Source organism: Litorimonas taeanensis (assembly GCF_003634015.1).
GTDB lineage: Bacteria > Pseudomonadota > Alphaproteobacteria > Caulobacterales > Maricaulaceae > Litorimonas > Litorimonas taeanensis.
Map to the genome: position 1 here is coordinate 1,582,853 of NZ_RBII01000001.1, position 16,816 is coordinate 1,599,668.

At 45.7% G+C, this 16,816-nt stretch carries 15 protein-coding genes; 4 read left to right on the forward strand and 11 right to left on the reverse strand.

The features are described from left to right. The first annotated feature begins 30 nt into the window (after positions 1-30). Positions 31-366, forward strand: coding sequence for a metalloregulator ArsR/SmtB family transcription factor (locus tag DES40_RS07215; RefSeq protein ID WP_121100044.1), 336 nt, complete (start codon positions 31-33; stop codon positions 364-366). Positions 367-459: 93 nt separating this feature from the next. Here the strand turns inward: DES40_RS07215 and DES40_RS07220 are convergent, their stop codons facing one another. The 3 genes from DES40_RS07220 to DES40_RS07230 all read right to left on the reverse strand — a co-directional run bounded on the left by DES40_RS07220 (position 460) and on the right by DES40_RS07230 (position 4,230). Continuing rightward, on the reverse strand, positions 460-1,401 hold the full coding sequence (locus DES40_RS07220) for an electron transfer flavoprotein subunit alpha/FixB family protein (RefSeq protein WP_121100046.1): 942 nt from the start codon (positions 1,399-1,401) through the stop codon (positions 460-462). Next, positions 1,401-2,150, reverse strand: coding sequence for an electron transfer flavoprotein subunit beta/FixA family protein (locus DES40_RS07225; protein WP_121100048.1), 750 nt, complete (start codon positions 2,148-2,150; stop codon positions 1,401-1,403). The genes DES40_RS07220 and DES40_RS07225 overlap by 1 nt, the downstream gene beginning before the upstream one ends. A gap of 433 nt (positions 2,151-2,583) precedes the next feature. Beyond that, complete coding sequence (locus DES40_RS07230; RefSeq protein WP_121100050.1) at positions 2,584-4,230, reverse strand: hypothetical protein; 1,647 nt, start codon at positions 4,228-4,230, stop codon at positions 2,584-2,586. Here DES40_RS07230 and DES40_RS07235 point away from each other — a divergent pair. Together DES40_RS07235 and DES40_RS07240 are read left to right on the forward strand one after the other, a co-directional pair. Next, positions 4,229-5,026 carry a M48 family metallopeptidase gene (locus tag DES40_RS07235; protein WP_121100053.1) on the forward strand — a complete coding sequence of 266 codons (798 nt, stop codon included), beginning with the start codon at positions 4,229-4,231 and terminating at the stop codon, positions 5,024-5,026. The genes DES40_RS07230 and DES40_RS07235 overlap by 2 nt on opposite strands. 152 nt (positions 5,027-5,178) lie before the next feature. After that, positions 5,179-7,308: a TonB-dependent receptor gene (locus DES40_RS07240; protein WP_121100055.1), complete on the forward strand. Its 2,130-nt coding sequence runs from the start codon at positions 5,179-5,181 to the stop codon at positions 7,306-7,308. 54 nt (positions 7,309-7,362) lie between these two features. Here the strand turns inward: DES40_RS07240 and DES40_RS07245 are convergent, their stop codons facing one another. The 4 genes from DES40_RS07245 to mgtE all read right to left on the reverse strand — a co-directional run bounded on the left by DES40_RS07245 (position 7,363) and on the right by mgtE (position 12,063). Next, positions 7,363-7,824 carry a DUF1489 family protein gene (locus DES40_RS07245; protein ID WP_233345487.1) on the reverse strand — a complete coding sequence of 154 codons (462 nt, stop codon included), beginning with the start codon at positions 7,822-7,824 and terminating at the stop codon, positions 7,363-7,365. 51 nt (positions 7,825-7,875) lie between these two features. After that, positions 7,876-8,814: a hypothetical protein gene (locus tag DES40_RS07250; protein ID WP_121100057.1), complete on the reverse strand. Its 939-nt coding sequence runs from the start codon at positions 8,812-8,814 to the stop codon at positions 7,876-7,878. Positions 8,815-8,944: 130 nt separating this feature from the next. Next, positions 8,945-10,573, reverse strand: coding sequence for a lysozyme (locus DES40_RS07255; protein WP_121100059.1), 1,629 nt, complete (start codon positions 10,571-10,573; stop codon positions 8,945-8,947). Between the two features lie 83 nt (positions 10,574-10,656). Beyond that, on the reverse strand, positions 10,657-12,063 hold the full coding sequence (gene mgtE, locus DES40_RS07260; RefSeq protein WP_121100061.1) for a magnesium transporter: 1,407 nt from the start codon (positions 12,061-12,063) through the stop codon (positions 10,657-10,659). Between the two features lie 154 nt (positions 12,064-12,217). On the opposite strand from mgtE, the gene DES40_RS07265 reads away from it, so the two are divergent. After that, a complete protein-coding gene (locus tag DES40_RS07265; protein ID WP_121100063.1) occupies positions 12,218-12,697 on the forward strand; it encodes a prepilin peptidase in 480 nt (159 codons plus the stop codon). A gap of 6 nt (positions 12,698-12,703) precedes the next feature. On the opposite strand, the gene DES40_RS07270 is transcribed toward DES40_RS07265, so the two are convergent. The 4 genes from DES40_RS07270 to DES40_RS07285 form a co-directional block, all read right to left on the reverse strand. Continuing rightward, positions 12,704-13,186, reverse strand: a complete 483-nt coding sequence (locus DES40_RS07270) for a hypothetical protein (protein WP_121100065.1) — start codon at positions 13,184-13,186, stop codon at positions 12,704-12,706. Further along, positions 13,183-13,863 (reverse strand): type II secretion system protein N, encoded by a 681-nt coding sequence (gene gspN, locus DES40_RS07275; RefSeq protein ID WP_233345489.1) that lies wholly within the window; start codon positions 13,861-13,863, stop codon positions 13,183-13,185. The genes DES40_RS07270 and gspN overlap by 4 nt, the downstream gene beginning before the upstream one ends. Before the next feature lie 64 nt (positions 13,864-13,927). Next, positions 13,928-15,853, reverse strand: a complete 1,926-nt coding sequence (locus DES40_RS07280) for a secretin N-terminal domain-containing protein (protein ID WP_121100069.1) — start codon at positions 15,851-15,853, stop codon at positions 13,928-13,930. A gap of 3 nt (positions 15,854-15,856) precedes the next feature. Next, positions 15,857-16,759 (reverse strand): type II secretion system protein N, encoded by a 903-nt coding sequence (locus DES40_RS07285; RefSeq protein ID WP_121100071.1) that lies wholly within the window; start codon positions 16,757-16,759, stop codon positions 15,857-15,859. Positions 16,760-16,816 lie beyond the last annotated feature (57 nt).

Here is a 16,816-nt window from a genome sequence, read left to right on the forward strand (position 1 = left end):
AATTAGCTAATTATATTTTTGGAGAAATCATTGGATAAAATATTCACGGCTCTCGCCTCAACACCCCGACGTAAAATTTTAGCCTATCTATCTGCAACAAGCTTAACGGCTGGCGAAATTGCAGAGCGGTTTGAAATGAGTAAACCTTCACTCTCAAAGCATTTATCAATCTTGGAAAATGCGGGATTAATTTCGAGAGAGAAAAAGGGCCAATTTGTTCATTACTCTCTTGTACCTGATAAGCTGACGAATACGCTCAACGGCTTCGCCCAATCCATTTGTCCTGTTGGTGGACCACTCATCAAAGAAAGCAAGGATATAGCCAATAAAAGAGAGCCTTTACCGATTACGGCCCCTGATGAATGAGCGGCTTGATTAATAACGTCAACTAAACATCAAACCATAAAAAAACCGCGCTTAAAGCGCGGTTTTTATACATTATCAGAGTAAAGCTTGAGACTAATATCCCGCTTTCCCTAACTCTGCCTCTAACTCTGGCAAGGCTTTGAATAGGTCTGCGACCAATCCATAATCAGCGACTGAGAAAATAGGCGCGTCTTCATCTTTGTTAATTGCGACGATGACTTTTGAATCCTTCATCCCAGCCAAATGTTGAATCGCACCTGAAATACCTACAGCAATATAAAGCTCTGGTGCCACAGCCTTACCTGTTTGGCCTACTTGCCAATCATTAGGCACAAAACCAGCATCTACAGCGGCACGCGATGCCCCCATAGCCGCTCCAAGTTTGTCGGCAATACCTTCAATGAGTTTGAAGTTTTCACCAGATCCCATGCCTCGGCCACCTGAAATAACCACTTTAGCGGCTGTCAGTTCTGGACGGTCAGATTTAGAGAGTTCTTCACCGATATATGCCGATTTAAATGGACCTTTAGGGTCATCCAACATTTTATCAGACGCTGATCCACTCTCGCCTGCCGCATTAAAGGCCGTAGTACGGACTGTGATACATTTTTTAGCATCAGTAGACTGTACCGTCGCCATAGCGTTACCCGCGTAGATAGGACGAATGAATGTATCAGCGCTTTCTACTCCAGTAATTGAAGAAATTTGCTGAACGTCTAATTTCGCGGCCACGCGAGGCATGTAATTTTTATGAGTTGTCGTGTCCGGTGCCAAGATAGCATCATATTCTGCCATTAACGGGACAAGCACTTCTTCCATGCTCTCTGCCAATTGACGACGTAGGCTTTCGTGGTCGACGCCAAGAACAGCACGGACACCTTCGATTTTTACAGCCTGAGCCATGACATCTTTCACGCCTTTACCGGCCACTACGACGTCAACATCGCCGCCCATAGCTAAAGCCGCCGTCACTGTTTTATGCGTGGCGTCTTTCAAAGACTCATTATCGTGTTCTGCTACAACTAGGATCGCCATTAGATAACTCCTGCTTCATTTTTCAGTTTATCGACAAGCGTTGCCACATCTTCGACTTTAATCCCTGCTTCACGCGCGGCAGGTTCTGTTACTTTTAATGTCTTTAGACGCGGGGCTGTATCCACGCCAAAATCGGCGGGTGTTTTTGCGTCGATAGGCTTGCGCTTTGCTTTCATAATATTTGGCAAAGAGGCATAACGGGGTTCGTTCAAACGTAAATCGGTTGTGACGACAGCGGGTAATTCCAACTTCACTGTCTGCAAACCACCATCAACTTCTTTGACTACTGTAAAGCTATCGCCTTCTTTTTCCATAGAATTCGCGGCAGACCCAAGAGGCCAATCCATTAGCGCTGCAAACATACCGCCTGTGGCGCCATGGTCATTATCGATAGCTTGTTTACCCAAGATTACGAGTTCCGGACCTTCGGCTTCGGCAACGGCTTTTAAAATTTTTGCTACAGCTAGAGGTTCAAGATCCTCATCTGTTTCTACATGAATACCGCGATCGATACCCATTGCGAGGGCCGTACGGATTGTTTCCTGTGCCTTTGCAGGGCCGATTGAAACAACAACAGTTTCACTAGCTGTTCCGGCTTCTTGTAAACGAACCGCTTGTTCGACTGCGATTTCATCAAATGGGTTCATGGACATTTTGACATTAGAAAGGTCAACACCCGATTGATCGGATTTCACCCGCGCTTTAACATTGTAGTCAAGCACACGCTTGACGGGGACTAAGACTTTCATTCGATATCTCCGAGGGTTCGACCAAATTTTCAACGGCCATCTACGTGACTTTAGCAGGCTACATATGCTTTAGACAAAACAAGATTTCAAGCGATGAGGATGTGTAGAAACGTCGCAAAAATGTAGATTGGGGCAATATTTATGAATACTTTTCTTGAAACGGCCTTTTACAGGCAAATTTCTTCACAAAGCCCTGCAAACTAACCTTAGGTTTTTGCCAAACAGTATAAGCAATAGCGCGCGCTCTCATCAAAAAAACGTACACTCTCATTCAAAAAATGAATAAAATCATCCGCCTTCTCACTATTGAAACGCCCCCTTTAAAATAACGACCTATAAAATAACCGCTTAAGAGACGCTGTATATATGACCTAACATAAAAACAGCGCCTCTTAGGTTTGGCTTATTCTGGCCCAGCTTATTTTAGCGCTACTTATTTTTCGCTGACACTCGCAGAAAACCCAAGTTCTTCAGGGGCGAGATTGCTTTCTTTGGCCTCAATAAGAGAGGTTATTGATAGAGGCTTTGGCGGATTAACAGAAATCGTTAGTGTCTCACCGTCATTCTCTACGAATTCTACGACGGCACTGCCTAATTCTGATAAAATTGATTTTTCGAGCTTACCTTCAGCCATAATTGGCGCGGCCATGACAGCCATTTTCATTTGCTTTTTGAGCATATCTGGTGACTGACCAAACATTTCAGAGGCGAGTTTCAAAGCACGCTCGACAATGGATTTGTCCTCTAAACTGACTTTAAGGGATTGCAGTTTTAAGGCTTCCAAACTTTTTAATGTCGATTGCATTTGCATAGCAGGTGAAGTGTCTTCGTTTAAATTAGCCTCTTCTCTTTCGGCTGCCTTGACCATCGCGGCTAGCCCTTCTCCTTCATAAGCGTAATTCAAGCGAAACCCGTCTTCCATCTCGAAGAGGCCATTTTCTAATCTTATTTGATCTTTGGCCTTGTCCATAATCTGGGTTTGCGATGTTTTAAAAGTCATGCTGTCAAAACCAAGGCTTTTAAAAGTTTCAAAGGCTCGGGCACCGTTCGATGACTTTGGCTGTGACAACAATTTCAATGTCATCGGCTTGCTCACTTGTGTAATCGTTGTGACCCCATTTTTCTCTTTGGCTTGCCCTTCAAACCCTTTAAAATCGAAACTGAAAAATTCGTTTTTTAGGGTGCCTTGCCCAATTGTAAAATCATCATAAGGCTTGGCAAAGACATTCATGCCACCGAACATGCTGCCCAGACCAAGGGATTGACCTAAACCAGCAGCCTTTAGGTCCTTGGATAATTTCTTATAGGGCTCCATATTAAGGCCGCGCGCTGTGCCGCCTTCGAATGAGAAGGTTGTGGTAACATCATTTTTATCTGTGATTGTGAAGTCCATATTGCCAAATTTTGCGTCTCCTTTTTGAAACGCTTCGTCAGTACCCCAGACGATTTGCTCAATCGTGCCTGTAGCCTCATCAGACTTGATGCTAACCTGATTGATAGAAACAGCACCAAGGGACATTTCCTCACCTTCATCAATTTCAATATCAAGGTCGTCCAACCCATCAGCCCTCTGAATAGCGTGCATAATAAGTTGCGCCATTTTAGGGCTTGGGCGGGCAAGGCTAATCGCCTTAATACCAAAAGAAACCTCATCCTCACTGACCGTAATATCTTCAAAGTTCACTCGGTCAAATGTGGCCTCACCGTCTTGCATATGGACACCTAACAGCTCTGCCTGCCCAATGGTGATCGTCTCTTCATCTGATTCAAATTGTAGATTATTATAAACGTAATTACCTTTCTCACCCGCTTTACTTTGCCAGGTTAAATCACTCTCCTTGTCCATAGACAGAGCCTTGAGGGCCAAATTGGCCTCTTCATCACTTACTGTTCGAGGTGCGACATCAAAATGACGAGCAAAAACTTTTTCATCCAAGCTCTTCAATCCAAGGGGCGCTGCTTCCGCTGAAATTAATGCGTGTTCCCCCTTGTCCTTTCCATTACAGCCCCCCATCAGTAGTGATGTGGAGGCAACGGCAATCAAAGCCGTCGAAAGTAGAGATTTACGAAAAGTCATCATGGGTAAAATCCAGTCAAATATAGGTATAGCCAGTCAAAAGGCCTTGCGTTGGTTGAACCATAACACGTCGCACACGCCTGCCAAGGATGATTTCCCGCTCCGTGATGAATCTGATCCAAGAATTCTTTATGTTCTTAGCGAACGTGCGCGGCGAATTTCTTTGAAGGTCAAAGTGTCTGATCGCGAAGTTCAAGTTATCGTTCCTGGCGTGCGTCACATCAAAGCCGCTGCCAAATTTGCTCATGACCAAATTGACTGGATTAATGTTCAACTCGAACAACTCCCGCCGCCCCAACCTTTTTTACCTGGACATGAAATTCTCTATCGCGGCTTGCCCTATAGGCTTATCAAACCCGAAGGCCGAGGGCGCGCCCGCATAGATAACATTGCTAGAAAAATTATTGTGCCGTCCCCTGATATTGACAGCTTTGCGGGGCGCGTCAGGCGTTTTCTTATTCGTGAAGCCCGCGAAGAATTAGAGGCGGCGACTTACCACTTTGCTGAAAAATTGGGAAAACCTATTGGTAAAATCACAGTTCGAGATACCTCTTCGCGTTGGGGCTCGTGTATAACGCGCAATGGCGAAGGCCATATAAGCTATTCATGGCGCCTTATCTGTGCACCTGCAAACATATTGGATTATGTCGCGGCCCATGAATGTGCGCATTTGATTGAACCTAATCACAGCCAGGATTTTTGGGATGTTTGTGACAGTCTCTTTGATGACGTCAAGTCATGTAAAAAATGGCTCAACCAGAATGGCGCGCGCCTTCATGCTGTAGGTGCCGACTATTAGCAGCATGACTTCGAGCATCGGATCGAATGCAAATTAAAATGACAATCACTCGCATTGCTACTTGAACTTAACAATCATTCGCAATAAAGGAGCTGGAATTTTGTAACCACGCCCTTCTCTGCATCAATAGAGACGGCTAATAAGAGATGAAAATGTTCCGCCCTTCCCTCCTTTTAAATTCTACCTTTCTTTTTTTCGGTCTGTCTAGCGCAGCTTTGGCCGCTGAAAACGCTCAAAAGCCAGTTGATGAAATCATCACAACGGGCCGTTATCTCTCAATTGACAAGTTGAACGCGGTTAAAACTCCAACACCCATCATTAATGTTCCCCAGAGTCTTTCAATCATTGATGACGTTCAAATTACAAGACAGGGTTTCACGTCTATTTCTGATATCACGCTTTACACTCCAGGCTTGAATAATAGCCAAGGTGAAGGCCACAGAGATGCAATCATTATTCGTGGCAATCAAACGACAGCCGATTTTTTCCAAGATGGTGTGCGTGACGATGTTCAATATTTCCGCCCACTTTATAACCTAGAACAAGTCGAAATTCTTCGCGGCGCAAATGCTTTGCTATTTGGACGCGGTGGTGTCGGCGGCATTATTAACCGCGTTACTAAAAATCCTGAAATCGGCGAAGATTTTGTTTCAACACTCTATAGTGTCGATACATTTGGGGCTTATTCAGGTGCCGTTGATACTAACTTCACACTTAGTGAAACCAGCGGATTGCGTGTGAATGGTTTTTATGAAGGGTTAAACAACCACCGTGATTTCTTTGATGGAAGACGTTTTGGTATTAATCCAACCATCGCCGTAGAGGTCTCGCCAAAAACCTCACTCAGCCTTTCTTATGAGTATTTAGATGATGATCGTGTTGTAGACAGAGGCGTGCCTTCACAAACAACAACAAGTGGCCCAAATGTTCCGCTAGAAGGTTTCGACAATACATTTTTCGGATCGCCTGATGAAAACTTTACGACCCTTCAGGCCCATATCCTTCGCGGCCGTGTTGACCATGCCTTTACAGAGACATTGCGAGGCAACTTCACAGCACAATATGCTGATTATGACAAACTGTATCAAAACCTATATGCCAGCGATAGTGTGACACTCACCAATGGGTCTATTGGTGATGTAGAACTTGATGGATATCGTGATACGACAAGCCGCGAAAACTTATTCCTTCAGGGCAACCTTGTTGGTGAATTCGCAACTGGCGACCTCACTCACACGGTTTTGTTCGGCGCGGAATATGGCTCACAAGATACAGAGAATGCTCGGCTTGATAATGTATTTGCGCAAAATAATGATGATCAAATCTCTTTTGCCTTTACAGATCCATTAAACATTCCTGCGTTTAGTTTCAGCGCCTCAGCCAGAGACCGCGTTTCAGATGTGACTGTTTTCTCTGCCTATGTGCAAGATCAGATTGATTTAACAGAAGCCTTTAAAGTTGTCCTTGGTGCACGCTTTGACAGTTTCGATATTGAAACCGTTGACATCCAAGCCGGCAATGTCGCTTTTGAACGCAAGGATGAAGAGATTACTCCGCGCCTTGGGTTGATTTACAAACCTGCTGAAAATGTTTCTGTATACGGTAGCTTCAGCCAAACTTTCGTACCACGTTCAGGGGATCAATTCTTAAGCCTGACTGTCGACACAGCGAACACTGAGCCGCAATTTACAGAGAATCTAGAAGCAGGTTTGAAATGGGATATCCGTCCCAACCTAAGCTTGACGACGGCTATTTTCCAACTTGACCGCAAAAGCTTCACTTCAGTTGATCCAGAAGATAGCTCGCGCTTAATCACAGTTGATGGTGCTAAAACAGAGGGCTTCGAAGTTCAGCTTACGGGCGACCTCACAGACAAGTGGTCTGTCAGCACAGGGTATAGCTATCTAAATGGCCGTGTAGAAGATGTCAGTGATTTGAACGGTTCATCTGTTGCTGGTGCATTAGACGGGAACGAGCCTCGCCAAACACCGAAACACATGGTTTCTCTATGGAACAACTACCAATTAACCGAGTCTCTTGGTCTTGGCTTAGGGGCAAGCTATCAAGATAGTTACTTTGTGAACGAAGATAATAGCGTTGAGGTGCCAAGCTATATCCGTTTTGACGCCGCCGCTTATTATGATGTTTCAGATGACATTCGTCTTCAGGTTAACATTGAAAACCTATTCGATGAGAACTATTTCCCCGACGCGCATAATAACAATAACATCACGACTGGCGCGCCATTAAATGCCCGTTTCTCACTGGCTACGAAATTCTAAAAATAGAAACAGAATGAATTAAAAGGCGCTCATTTGAGCGCCTTTTTTTATGGGCTACCAAGCCCCAAGATTTACGAGTTTCATCCTTAGTTCTGGGGGTAAGTCTTCCCCGCTATTGGGCCCCTCTAAGTCTTTCGGGGCATCTTCAGGATTTAAATATCGCCACCCCTGAAAGGCACGGCGCGGCGTAGGCACAACAGGAATGAGAGTTGGAGACATCATTATCGCGCATGCGCGGTGGCCGTTCTTGGTTGTTTCTTCCAGTCCCTCGATAGGGTTACGGCACTGTATCAGACCTTTTATGACCCAATAGATAGACCCGTTATCCAAGAGTGCTTCACCGCGTATAGGAAACATACGTGTAACATGAACATGATGGGGAGATAGACCTTTGTCAGTGCGTGATTGAACAAAACGCGTTTGCCAATCCCTTAAGGATGCAATGGATTCAGAACCGACAGAGAGCTTTTGTAAATGGAGAGGCACATGTGGACGGTAGACAAAAAAACGCGGCAAGAGAAGCCTCTTTGCCGCGTAAATTCAGTTGAATAAGTCTTCTGTTGGACTTTAGAATGTGCGCTCATATGGCTCTGTATCGACCAAATAACCGGGCGCATTAGGATCTAGCTTGAAGGTCACCAAATCTACGCCTGTTGTATCAGGTAAAATCCCAGCCTTCTTAATAACGCGCCCGAATACGGATTTTACCTTTCGAGTAATATCTCCATCACGGCTATAGCTTGGATTCATACCCAAACGGTGTCGTAGGACTGAGTTTGTAATCATCGCTGCATTCTTCATACCGCTTTCACGCGTAGAATATTCTGTGGTCACAGAGACGCAGAAAGTTTGATTGTCAACACGATGCGGAGAATGAAGAGGCCATACGGCAGATTGATTAGGCTCTAAATCAATTACTGTCGCAGACTGATTAAAGTGTTCATGAAATGGCAGGTCATCGTCAATGTAACTCGTCATCGCATTTTCATGCGCTTCATCCGAAATAAATTCCTGAGTCAGCGGGTAGATATAGACGCGTTTTTTTCCGCGCACATGCCATAGTAATGTTTCAGTTTTATCAAAGTGATAGGGGACTTTTGCAATCGGCGAACTGATAAGTATGCCGCCCTTTGCATTAAAAACTGTATTGCCTGTTAAAGCCCCTAAATCTCCATACATGCTATCTAAAACAGCTTTATATTCAGGATGGACATTCATGGCGCGCCGTACATTAATCCAAATACACCCCGCTTTTGCGGCTTCTAGCATGACTTTCCCAGACGCATCACGAAAATCACCGGTTCTGAATTTATTTGGATACAAAGTATCTTTCGCACCGCCCATTGTACAAACATCCAGCATATCAGTCGGATGTTTCTCCAAAAGCTCAATCAGCGCCTCGTCTGTGAACAACCCCGTTTCCGCGAGGCGATGTTTGAACGTAAAAATTTCCTTTTGGAATTTTGCCGTTTTATCATCTGTCCAATTTGCAATCATATTTACCATTTAAAGCCACCCTTACTTCACGAAATGCCCTAAAAGAGCCTTCGTCACATCACTTAGCCGCTATATAGAATCTAATTATTTACTAGCCATGTAAGACCATCTGAAAAATGAATTTACGGTTTACAAAGCGTTAAGCCGTAAAACCTTGGCGAAAAGCGCGTCTGATTAAATAATAAAGCGCCCCCAAGATCATCAACGACCCTATCGTGAAACCGCTCAGGACTATGAGAGGGCCCCAGCTCCCCATCTGAGAATGAGCCCCTGTAAGATCGGACAGAACAGCTAGAGCCAGAATTAATACGCCAAACATTAAAATGCTCCACAATCCAAGACTACTCGAATTATCGACAACGTCTTTTTGCACATTGTCTTTAGCAATATCGAGATGATTAAAGCCTGACTTCCCGCCAACGCGCATGGCATCATCTTCGGCTAAATTATCAATGATGATGTCATGGGTTTTCGTATTTCCCGCACTTAAATCCACGTCAGGCTCTACGATGGATTCAGCCTTCAATATCGCTTCACTTTTGGCTCTCAAGGCGGAAGCGCTTGTTTTTGTCTCCATTGTATTATTGAGCGCTTCATCAGATGCACTGGCCTCTGGCCAAATTTGATGGCTTGTTGAATCGCCGTCTCTGACGTTCTCTATTAATGCATCCAGACGGTCGGAAATATCCGCGGCAGCTTCGGCTATTGACGACGTTACGGCTGGTACTGGCTCTGTGGGTAAACTTTTATCATTCGTAGACAGGTCATAGTCTCTATGAGGTTCAACTATAGTCGCCTCAATATCCTGTATTACATCAACGCTGTCTTCGACAGTCAGTTCATCAATAGCGTTGAGTTCTAGCACATCATCCAAATCTAAAACATCATCAAAGCTTTGTTTGGCCTGAGGTTCTTCAACATCAAGCTCGATCACATCCGCAACCGCAATATCAGGCCCCTGTTCAAGGATGTCTTCCTCTACGACGTGATTTTCAACTAACTCCAGTTGTTCATTGTCATCATCATTGAATGTTTCTTCGATGTAAGGCGTCTCTGTTGCTTCAAAAACTTCAATCGGGGCCTGTGCAACGATGCCCTCTTGTAGCAGTATGTTTCTGCTTTCTAGGCGGTCATCTCTTACGATATCCTCATTAGCGGCCACTTCGGAAGATTTGTCTTCCCAGACCTCCTCGGCCGCTACCTGCGCTTCGCCATAAGTGAGAGTAGCATCAGAGACTTCGGAAACCCCCGTATCTTTAATTGGTGGCAAATCAACCGTAGGCGAAGGATGTGGGGTTTTATCCGTTCTCAGAAACAGCGCTTTCTCTGCGGTCCGGCGACGCATCAAAGCATCGATAACATAGACCTTCCCATTCACGCGGGATTTGCGCCACACATCCAAACTATTCGCCGCGTCAAGCGGACGACCATTATTCAGGGCTTGCAAGGTTTCCGACTGTAGAAAAGCTTTGGGACCAATATTAAAGGCGAAACTCACTAGGGCATCAAATTGGCCTTGAGATAGCGGCGCATGAACATTTTCATTTATCATGTCTTCGTAAGGTTCGAGATCTAATTTCAGGACTTTCTCAGCCTGAGATTTACTTAACCTATGCGGCACATCGTCATAAAGTCGATGTCCATACCCTACGACACGCTGCCCACCGACTAAGGTACGGTCGACAGGACGATAGCCTTCAAAGGCTTTAATCAATTTTAGCCCGCGCTCGGACAATGTCAGACCATGGGAAGCTGTTAATGTGCTCATTTTCGTCCCAAACTAAAACAGTTGACGTGATTACTCTCGCCTAACTGTGCAAGTTTCAGGCCGAACTCGCCCGAATAGGGAAATTAGAGCAACATTGCTGCAGCAAAGCCAAGAAAGGCAAAGAAACCAACGACATCTGTGACCGTCGTAACGAAAACGCTGGAGGCAACAGCGGGGTCGGCCCCATAATGTTTCAAAATGAGCGGAACGCTCACTCCAGCAATCCCTGCAAAGACATGGTTTATTATCATCGCCACAAAGGCCACCATGGCGAGTTGTGTGTCGCCAAACCATAAAAAGGCAATGATAGCCAATACGACTGCGAATATAATGCCAATAAATAGAGCGGCTAATGCCTCACGCCTTATGGCCCGCCAGGCTGTTCGCGAAGTTAGGTCTCGTTCAGTCAAAGCACGAACCGCAACAGCGAGCGCTTGTGTGCCCGCATTACCGCCCATAGAAGCCACGATAGGCATCAATACGGCTAAGGCAACGATTTCGGAAATTGCATAATCAAATTGTGCGATAACGAGTGAGGCCAATACGGCCGTAATCAAATTCACAAAGAGCCAAGGCGCGCGGCTTTTAACCGTAGTCAAGGCAGTATCCGTCAGGCCCGCATCGCTCACGCCGGCCAAAGCCAGAATATCTTCTTTGTTTTCATCTTGGATAATTTCAATGATGTCATCAACTGTCATCATCCCGACTAACCGTCCATCTGGATCAACAACGGGAGCCGAGATCAGATTATATTTTTCAAACAGGTAAGCGGCTTCTTCTTGGTCCATATCCTGCGGGATAGTGACAATGATTTCGTCCATGACGCTTTCAAGCGTGACGGGGCGTTCAAAACGCATCAGTTTAGAAACTGGAATATACCCTATCGGTTTAAAGGCGGTATCGACGATATAGATATTGAAAAACAGCTCTGGCAGTTCTTCGCCTGTCGTCCGCATATGGTCGATTGTATCGCCAACCGTCCAAAAAGTCGGCGCAGCTACAAACTCTCGCTGCATAAGACGACCAATCGTTTCATCGTCAAAAGCAAGTGAAGCTTCAAGCGCAGCACGATCAAAGGGCTCAAGCGCATCAAGAACGTCTTCACGTTGCGCGTCTTCCATCTCTTCAACAATTTGCGTCGCATCATCATTATCGATAGTTTTGAGGGCTGTCGCCAATTGCTCGGCGGGAATAAGCGGCAGAATAGTCTCCACCACCTCATCTTCTAGCTCAGCCAAAATCTCACCAGAAATAAGCTCTGGCACGCGGCGCACAAGCTCTTCGCGTTCTTCCGCTGTTAATTCTTCTAATTGGTCTGAGAAGTCCGCGGGGTGAAGGCTTTCAAGAGCCGTCACCATGTCCGAATGGTCTTCTAAGGCAAGCGCATCTAATAATTCATGGCCAAGGTCATGACCAGTATCAGAATTATCATCTATATCGATATGAGACACTTTTTCTGTGTCAGTGTCGGATAGCTTCGTCGGTTCCATTGTTCGAGCCCTCCTATTTTCTCATATTCTAAGCTTTGCAGTCTTATCAGTTCTGACCGCCGTGGATTCGCATTGGGTAGCCTTTGCGGTAAATTATCCGACGCGTCAAAGTGAAATAGGTTTCGTTCTCGACTTTCCCCGTCTAGCATAAAATATGACGTATTTTTTGCACGCTTTGGGCTTTGCAGGGGCCTTATATATAGGGTTATGCGCGCTTGCATGGATTGACATTAAAACCTACCGCCTACCCAATGTGCTGACATACCCGCTTGTGGTGATAGGATTAATAGCCAGTTTCAAACTCCCACACATAACGCCGAAATCTGCCTTAATAGGGGCGGTCACAGGCTACTTAGCCTTTGTCATTATAGAGCGTATTTTCAAACAACTTTACAAGAAAGATGGCCTTGGGCGCGGGGATGCTAAACTCCTAGCCGTAGGAGGCGCTTGGTGTGGTTGGTTTGGTCTGCCTTATATCATTTTGATTGCAAGCTTGTGCGGACTAATCTTTGCGTCACTTCCATCACAGAAACAGAGTATAAAAAAAGGAAATGGGCACATCCCTTTTGGCCCATTTCTAGCCCTAGGCATTGCATTGATATGGGCTGCACAGCTTTACTATTGGCAGCGCTAGGCTGACTTATACTGCAGAACAACTCAGCAAGGCTGCAATTGGGGTGACACGATCCCAACCATCCTCTGTTTTTGTTGAGAGCCGGCCATAAAACCTTTCTCCCTCAGATATCTCAACGTCTCTTTGCAATGAAAGCTCAAACGTCATCTCTGCAAGGCTTCCCTCATTCAAAGTTTGATATCTTCGCTTAGGCGCGTCTAATGTCGTATTATCAAGTCGAGACGCTCTACGAATATGACCATTGAGAACATAAGTCGCGCTGCTTTCAGTTTCAAAGCCGATGAATTTATTCTGATTATCTGCCGTCCAGATGAATAACCCACATTGCCCCGGTAAAAGGTTTTGCGGCGGTAAATTTTGTACCACCTTATTTGCACTTGATGCCTCAGCTGCACTAGAAGGAACCACGCTGTCAGTCACAGAGGCGCAAGCACACAGCCCAAGCAAGCTGATGATAAAGAGAGACCTTACATATCGGGATTGAATCATCGCCACTGTCCTTGCTCCACTAAAGAAAATTCTCTTCCTTCAGCTTTATGCCCGCGATCTTCAAAGCCAAAAAGCGGCAGCACAAGCGCGGCATCCTCATCGCGCGTGATCACATTAATATCTGATTTATATTGCCCCAGAGCTGAGATAGAGATGCGGGCTGTAATTGATTGTAGGTCATCCTGACCTGATAAATTGAAAATATAATCACCCGCATTATCACAGCCTATAGGCCCAGAAAGTACAGGGCCATCCCATTGAAAGAGCGCTCGGTTCCGTGTGAGAACATCGCTCTGCGCGGTTCCTGAAAGGGATTTGCACTTGCCATCTTTATCCCAATTCACGGTCTCTACTCTGGCATTAATCTGCCCTGACAAACCCTTTAATCTGGGGTCTGGTAATGGAAGACTCGCAACATTCATATGCATAGATAAATTGCGCGCTTTATTTTGCGCGGCAAAACCAGAAACCTCGACCCCTACTGCGCCCAGTTCTATTTCAAGTGGGTACCCTCCTCGTAATAATGCGCTGGGTTTAAGCGTATAATTAACAGTATTTACATCCCGTAAATTCAACAGGCCGCCCTTCCAAACAGTGCCAAAATACGCTGTATTATTTGTTTTAAAGGCCGAGGGTAAAACCATCGGCCCCACCCATGACAAGGGTAGAAATGCCACTAAACCGAGAACAACCCCGGCCAATATAAATAAGAAAAAACGCATTAAATTAAAGAGACCAATCTTACTCGCCTCTATATCCGCGTATCACATCATCATCGCCAATGATTTCGTCTAACTTGGAATAAGTTCGGCCTGATTGAGATATATCTTCACGGCGAATTTGATCTAGACGCTCCTGAGTAAGCGGCCGAGCATCTTCTCCGTTTCGAATTATTGTTGGCCGAATGAAGACGACAAGATTAGTTTTCACGCGGGATTTATCTTTGTTTCTGAATAACTCACCAATCAGAGGCGCATCCCCCAAAACAGGCACTTTTTCAATTGTGATTTGCTCATCATCTTGAACCAACCCCCCTAACACAATAATCTCTTTATTGTTCGCCAAGACCGTTGTTTCTATTTCGCGCTTATTTGTCACAAAATCCTGCGACAGGCTTGTGATCGCCCCCGCAATAGAGCTGACTTCTTGCGCGATCTCTAACCGTACAACATCCCCTTCACTGATTTGGGGAAGGACATTTAGTTTAATACCCACCTCAATCCGGTCAAAAGTGCGAAAGGGATTTACAGTCGTCGCGCCTAAACTTTCGCCCGTAGTGATTGGAATTTCTTGTCCAACCAAAAATGTTGCCGGCACATTATCCAGTGTCGTTACAAATGGAGTTGAAAGGATATTGCTATTTTCATCTTTTTCTAAAGCATTCACAATCGCAGAGAAAACGCTATCGCCTTCGACACCGCCAATCCCAATAGTGCCGCCCGTTAAGCCTGTAATCGAACTGATAGCAGCGGCCTGCAAAGATGTCTGAGTCGTTTCATCAAGTCCAATTTCATCCCCCGCAATAGCGCCTGCTAAGGCCAGCATATTGGGGCTTTCGGAAAAGCCTGTAGAAATAAGCGGCACAGAGCTACCGTTTATTCCGCCAACAGCAAATTGCACGCCAAGCTCTTTGGCTGCCGTATCCGAAATTTCGACGATAATGGCCTCAACCAAGACCTGCGGCCGACGCACATCTAAACGGCGAATAATGGACTCAAGTGCCCGCTGCGTTTCTCCATCCGCACTGATAACCAGTGTATTTGAAAATGTTTCATAAGCGACAGTAGGCGCGGGCTGCCCCTCAATTGTGTATGACGGTAAGAGTGTGGCAAGTAATTCAACCAAAGTCGTTCCATCAGCATAGCGAAGCGGGATAACGCTCACAGCTCCTCTTGGTGCCAAGGAGCCAACGTCCATACTATTGATAATTGGCTTCAACCGAGCGATTTCATCAGCAGGCCCCTCCATGATTAATGAATTAGACATGGGGATAGACACCACAGTCACGCGAGGCTTAGGCCCGCCCAGTTTTTTCAGCGCTTCTTCTGCATCAATCGCCGATAATTGGCGCAATTGAACGGTTTCTGTCACAGTCCCGCTTTGATCCATTGCAGCGACGATAGACCGAGCTTTGCGAAGGTTTTCAGGGAAATCTGTAACAACCAAGACATTACCACCAGGGTTAGCTGTTACTTGTCCCTGCGTATGCATGACAGGTTTAATTAAACGCGCAGCTTCTGCAGCATCAGCATAGTTTAGTTTAATGACGGTTGTCGCCAGACTGCCATTTACACCATTGCCTTGTACAAATGGGGCGTCTTGAGCCGCGCCCTGTAACAACGTGACGCGATACTCACCGGTCGCGGTTCGGATTACTGTGTAGCCATGCACACGCATGACATCTTTGAAAACTTCGAATACCTCACCTTTGCTCAAAGATTGTTCAGAGCTAATCGTAACTTTGCCCTGCACACGTGGGTCCACAATAAAGCTACGGCCCGTGACAAGCGAAACATCATCAATAAAGGCCCGAATATCGGCCTGTTGCATTGTAATCAGATGATCTCCAGCGGCCATAGCCGTAGACCCCGACATGGCTCCAATAGGCAGTGCGGATAAGCTGGCTCCTACCAATAAAGTCGTCGCAAATGATTTGATAAAGCGCATATCCTAGCGTCCAATCTCGACTGTTTGGGGACGACCGTCCCGAATAATTTCCATTTTAACTTGGCGGGCAGTTTTTAAAGACGACGCCAATTCTAATAGGTTTAATTTGTCATTCAAAAGAGATGTATTGTTCACTTTTGTAATGACATCGCCTGACTTCAGACCAAATCTTTTCAGACTTCCATCTCCATTAGTCCCCGAGACGCTATAGCCTGCTAATTGTCCCCCATTGAAATGCGGATTAAATTTAACGCTTTTCATAAGCTCTGATGCAGACATCGTCTCAGCAGAGATAAGGCCGCCCCCAGGCGTGGCATTTTGCTCTGCACTCGAGGTTAAAGGCGTCACAGAAATTGTATCGGCTATTTGCTCAGATCGGTCCGCGACGAGTCCCGTACTGTTTTCGCGGGCAAAGGTCAGTCGCTGTAATTCCCCGCGAACGTCCAAGACAACGAAGCCAGAAGCCACGCGTTGCAGAGTAACGCCGTTCATAACATCTTCACCGACACGGTAGGACTTTTCCATATTATCTGGCGTCTTTAACACAGCCGAGCCGACACCGCCCACTGTACGCCCCGTCAGAACAAGATTTAGCTTGGTTTCAGGCACATCTAAGCCAAGGTCGATTTCAGGAGATATATCGGCTGCTTCAACACCTGAGGTGCCCAAAGAGAAAGGGTCACTCGAAAACGAAAAACTCTGTGAATCGGCGCCAGACTGTGAGCTAGAAACAGCGGGTATAACAGGCAAAGCTGTCCAAGCGCTTTCCGGGCTAACCATTAAAACAAGCCCGCGCACCAGAATCCAACCTAATCCAACGAGACCTAAAATTTGCAAAACGCGCAGTACGGGCGTCATAGGAATTTTTTGCCCTATATTGCCTAATCTTTCTGCTAAAATGTTCATTAAATTTCTTTCGCAGTCTTCTTTTAAACCGTCCAGTTAGCTTTGTTTAATGTCAGT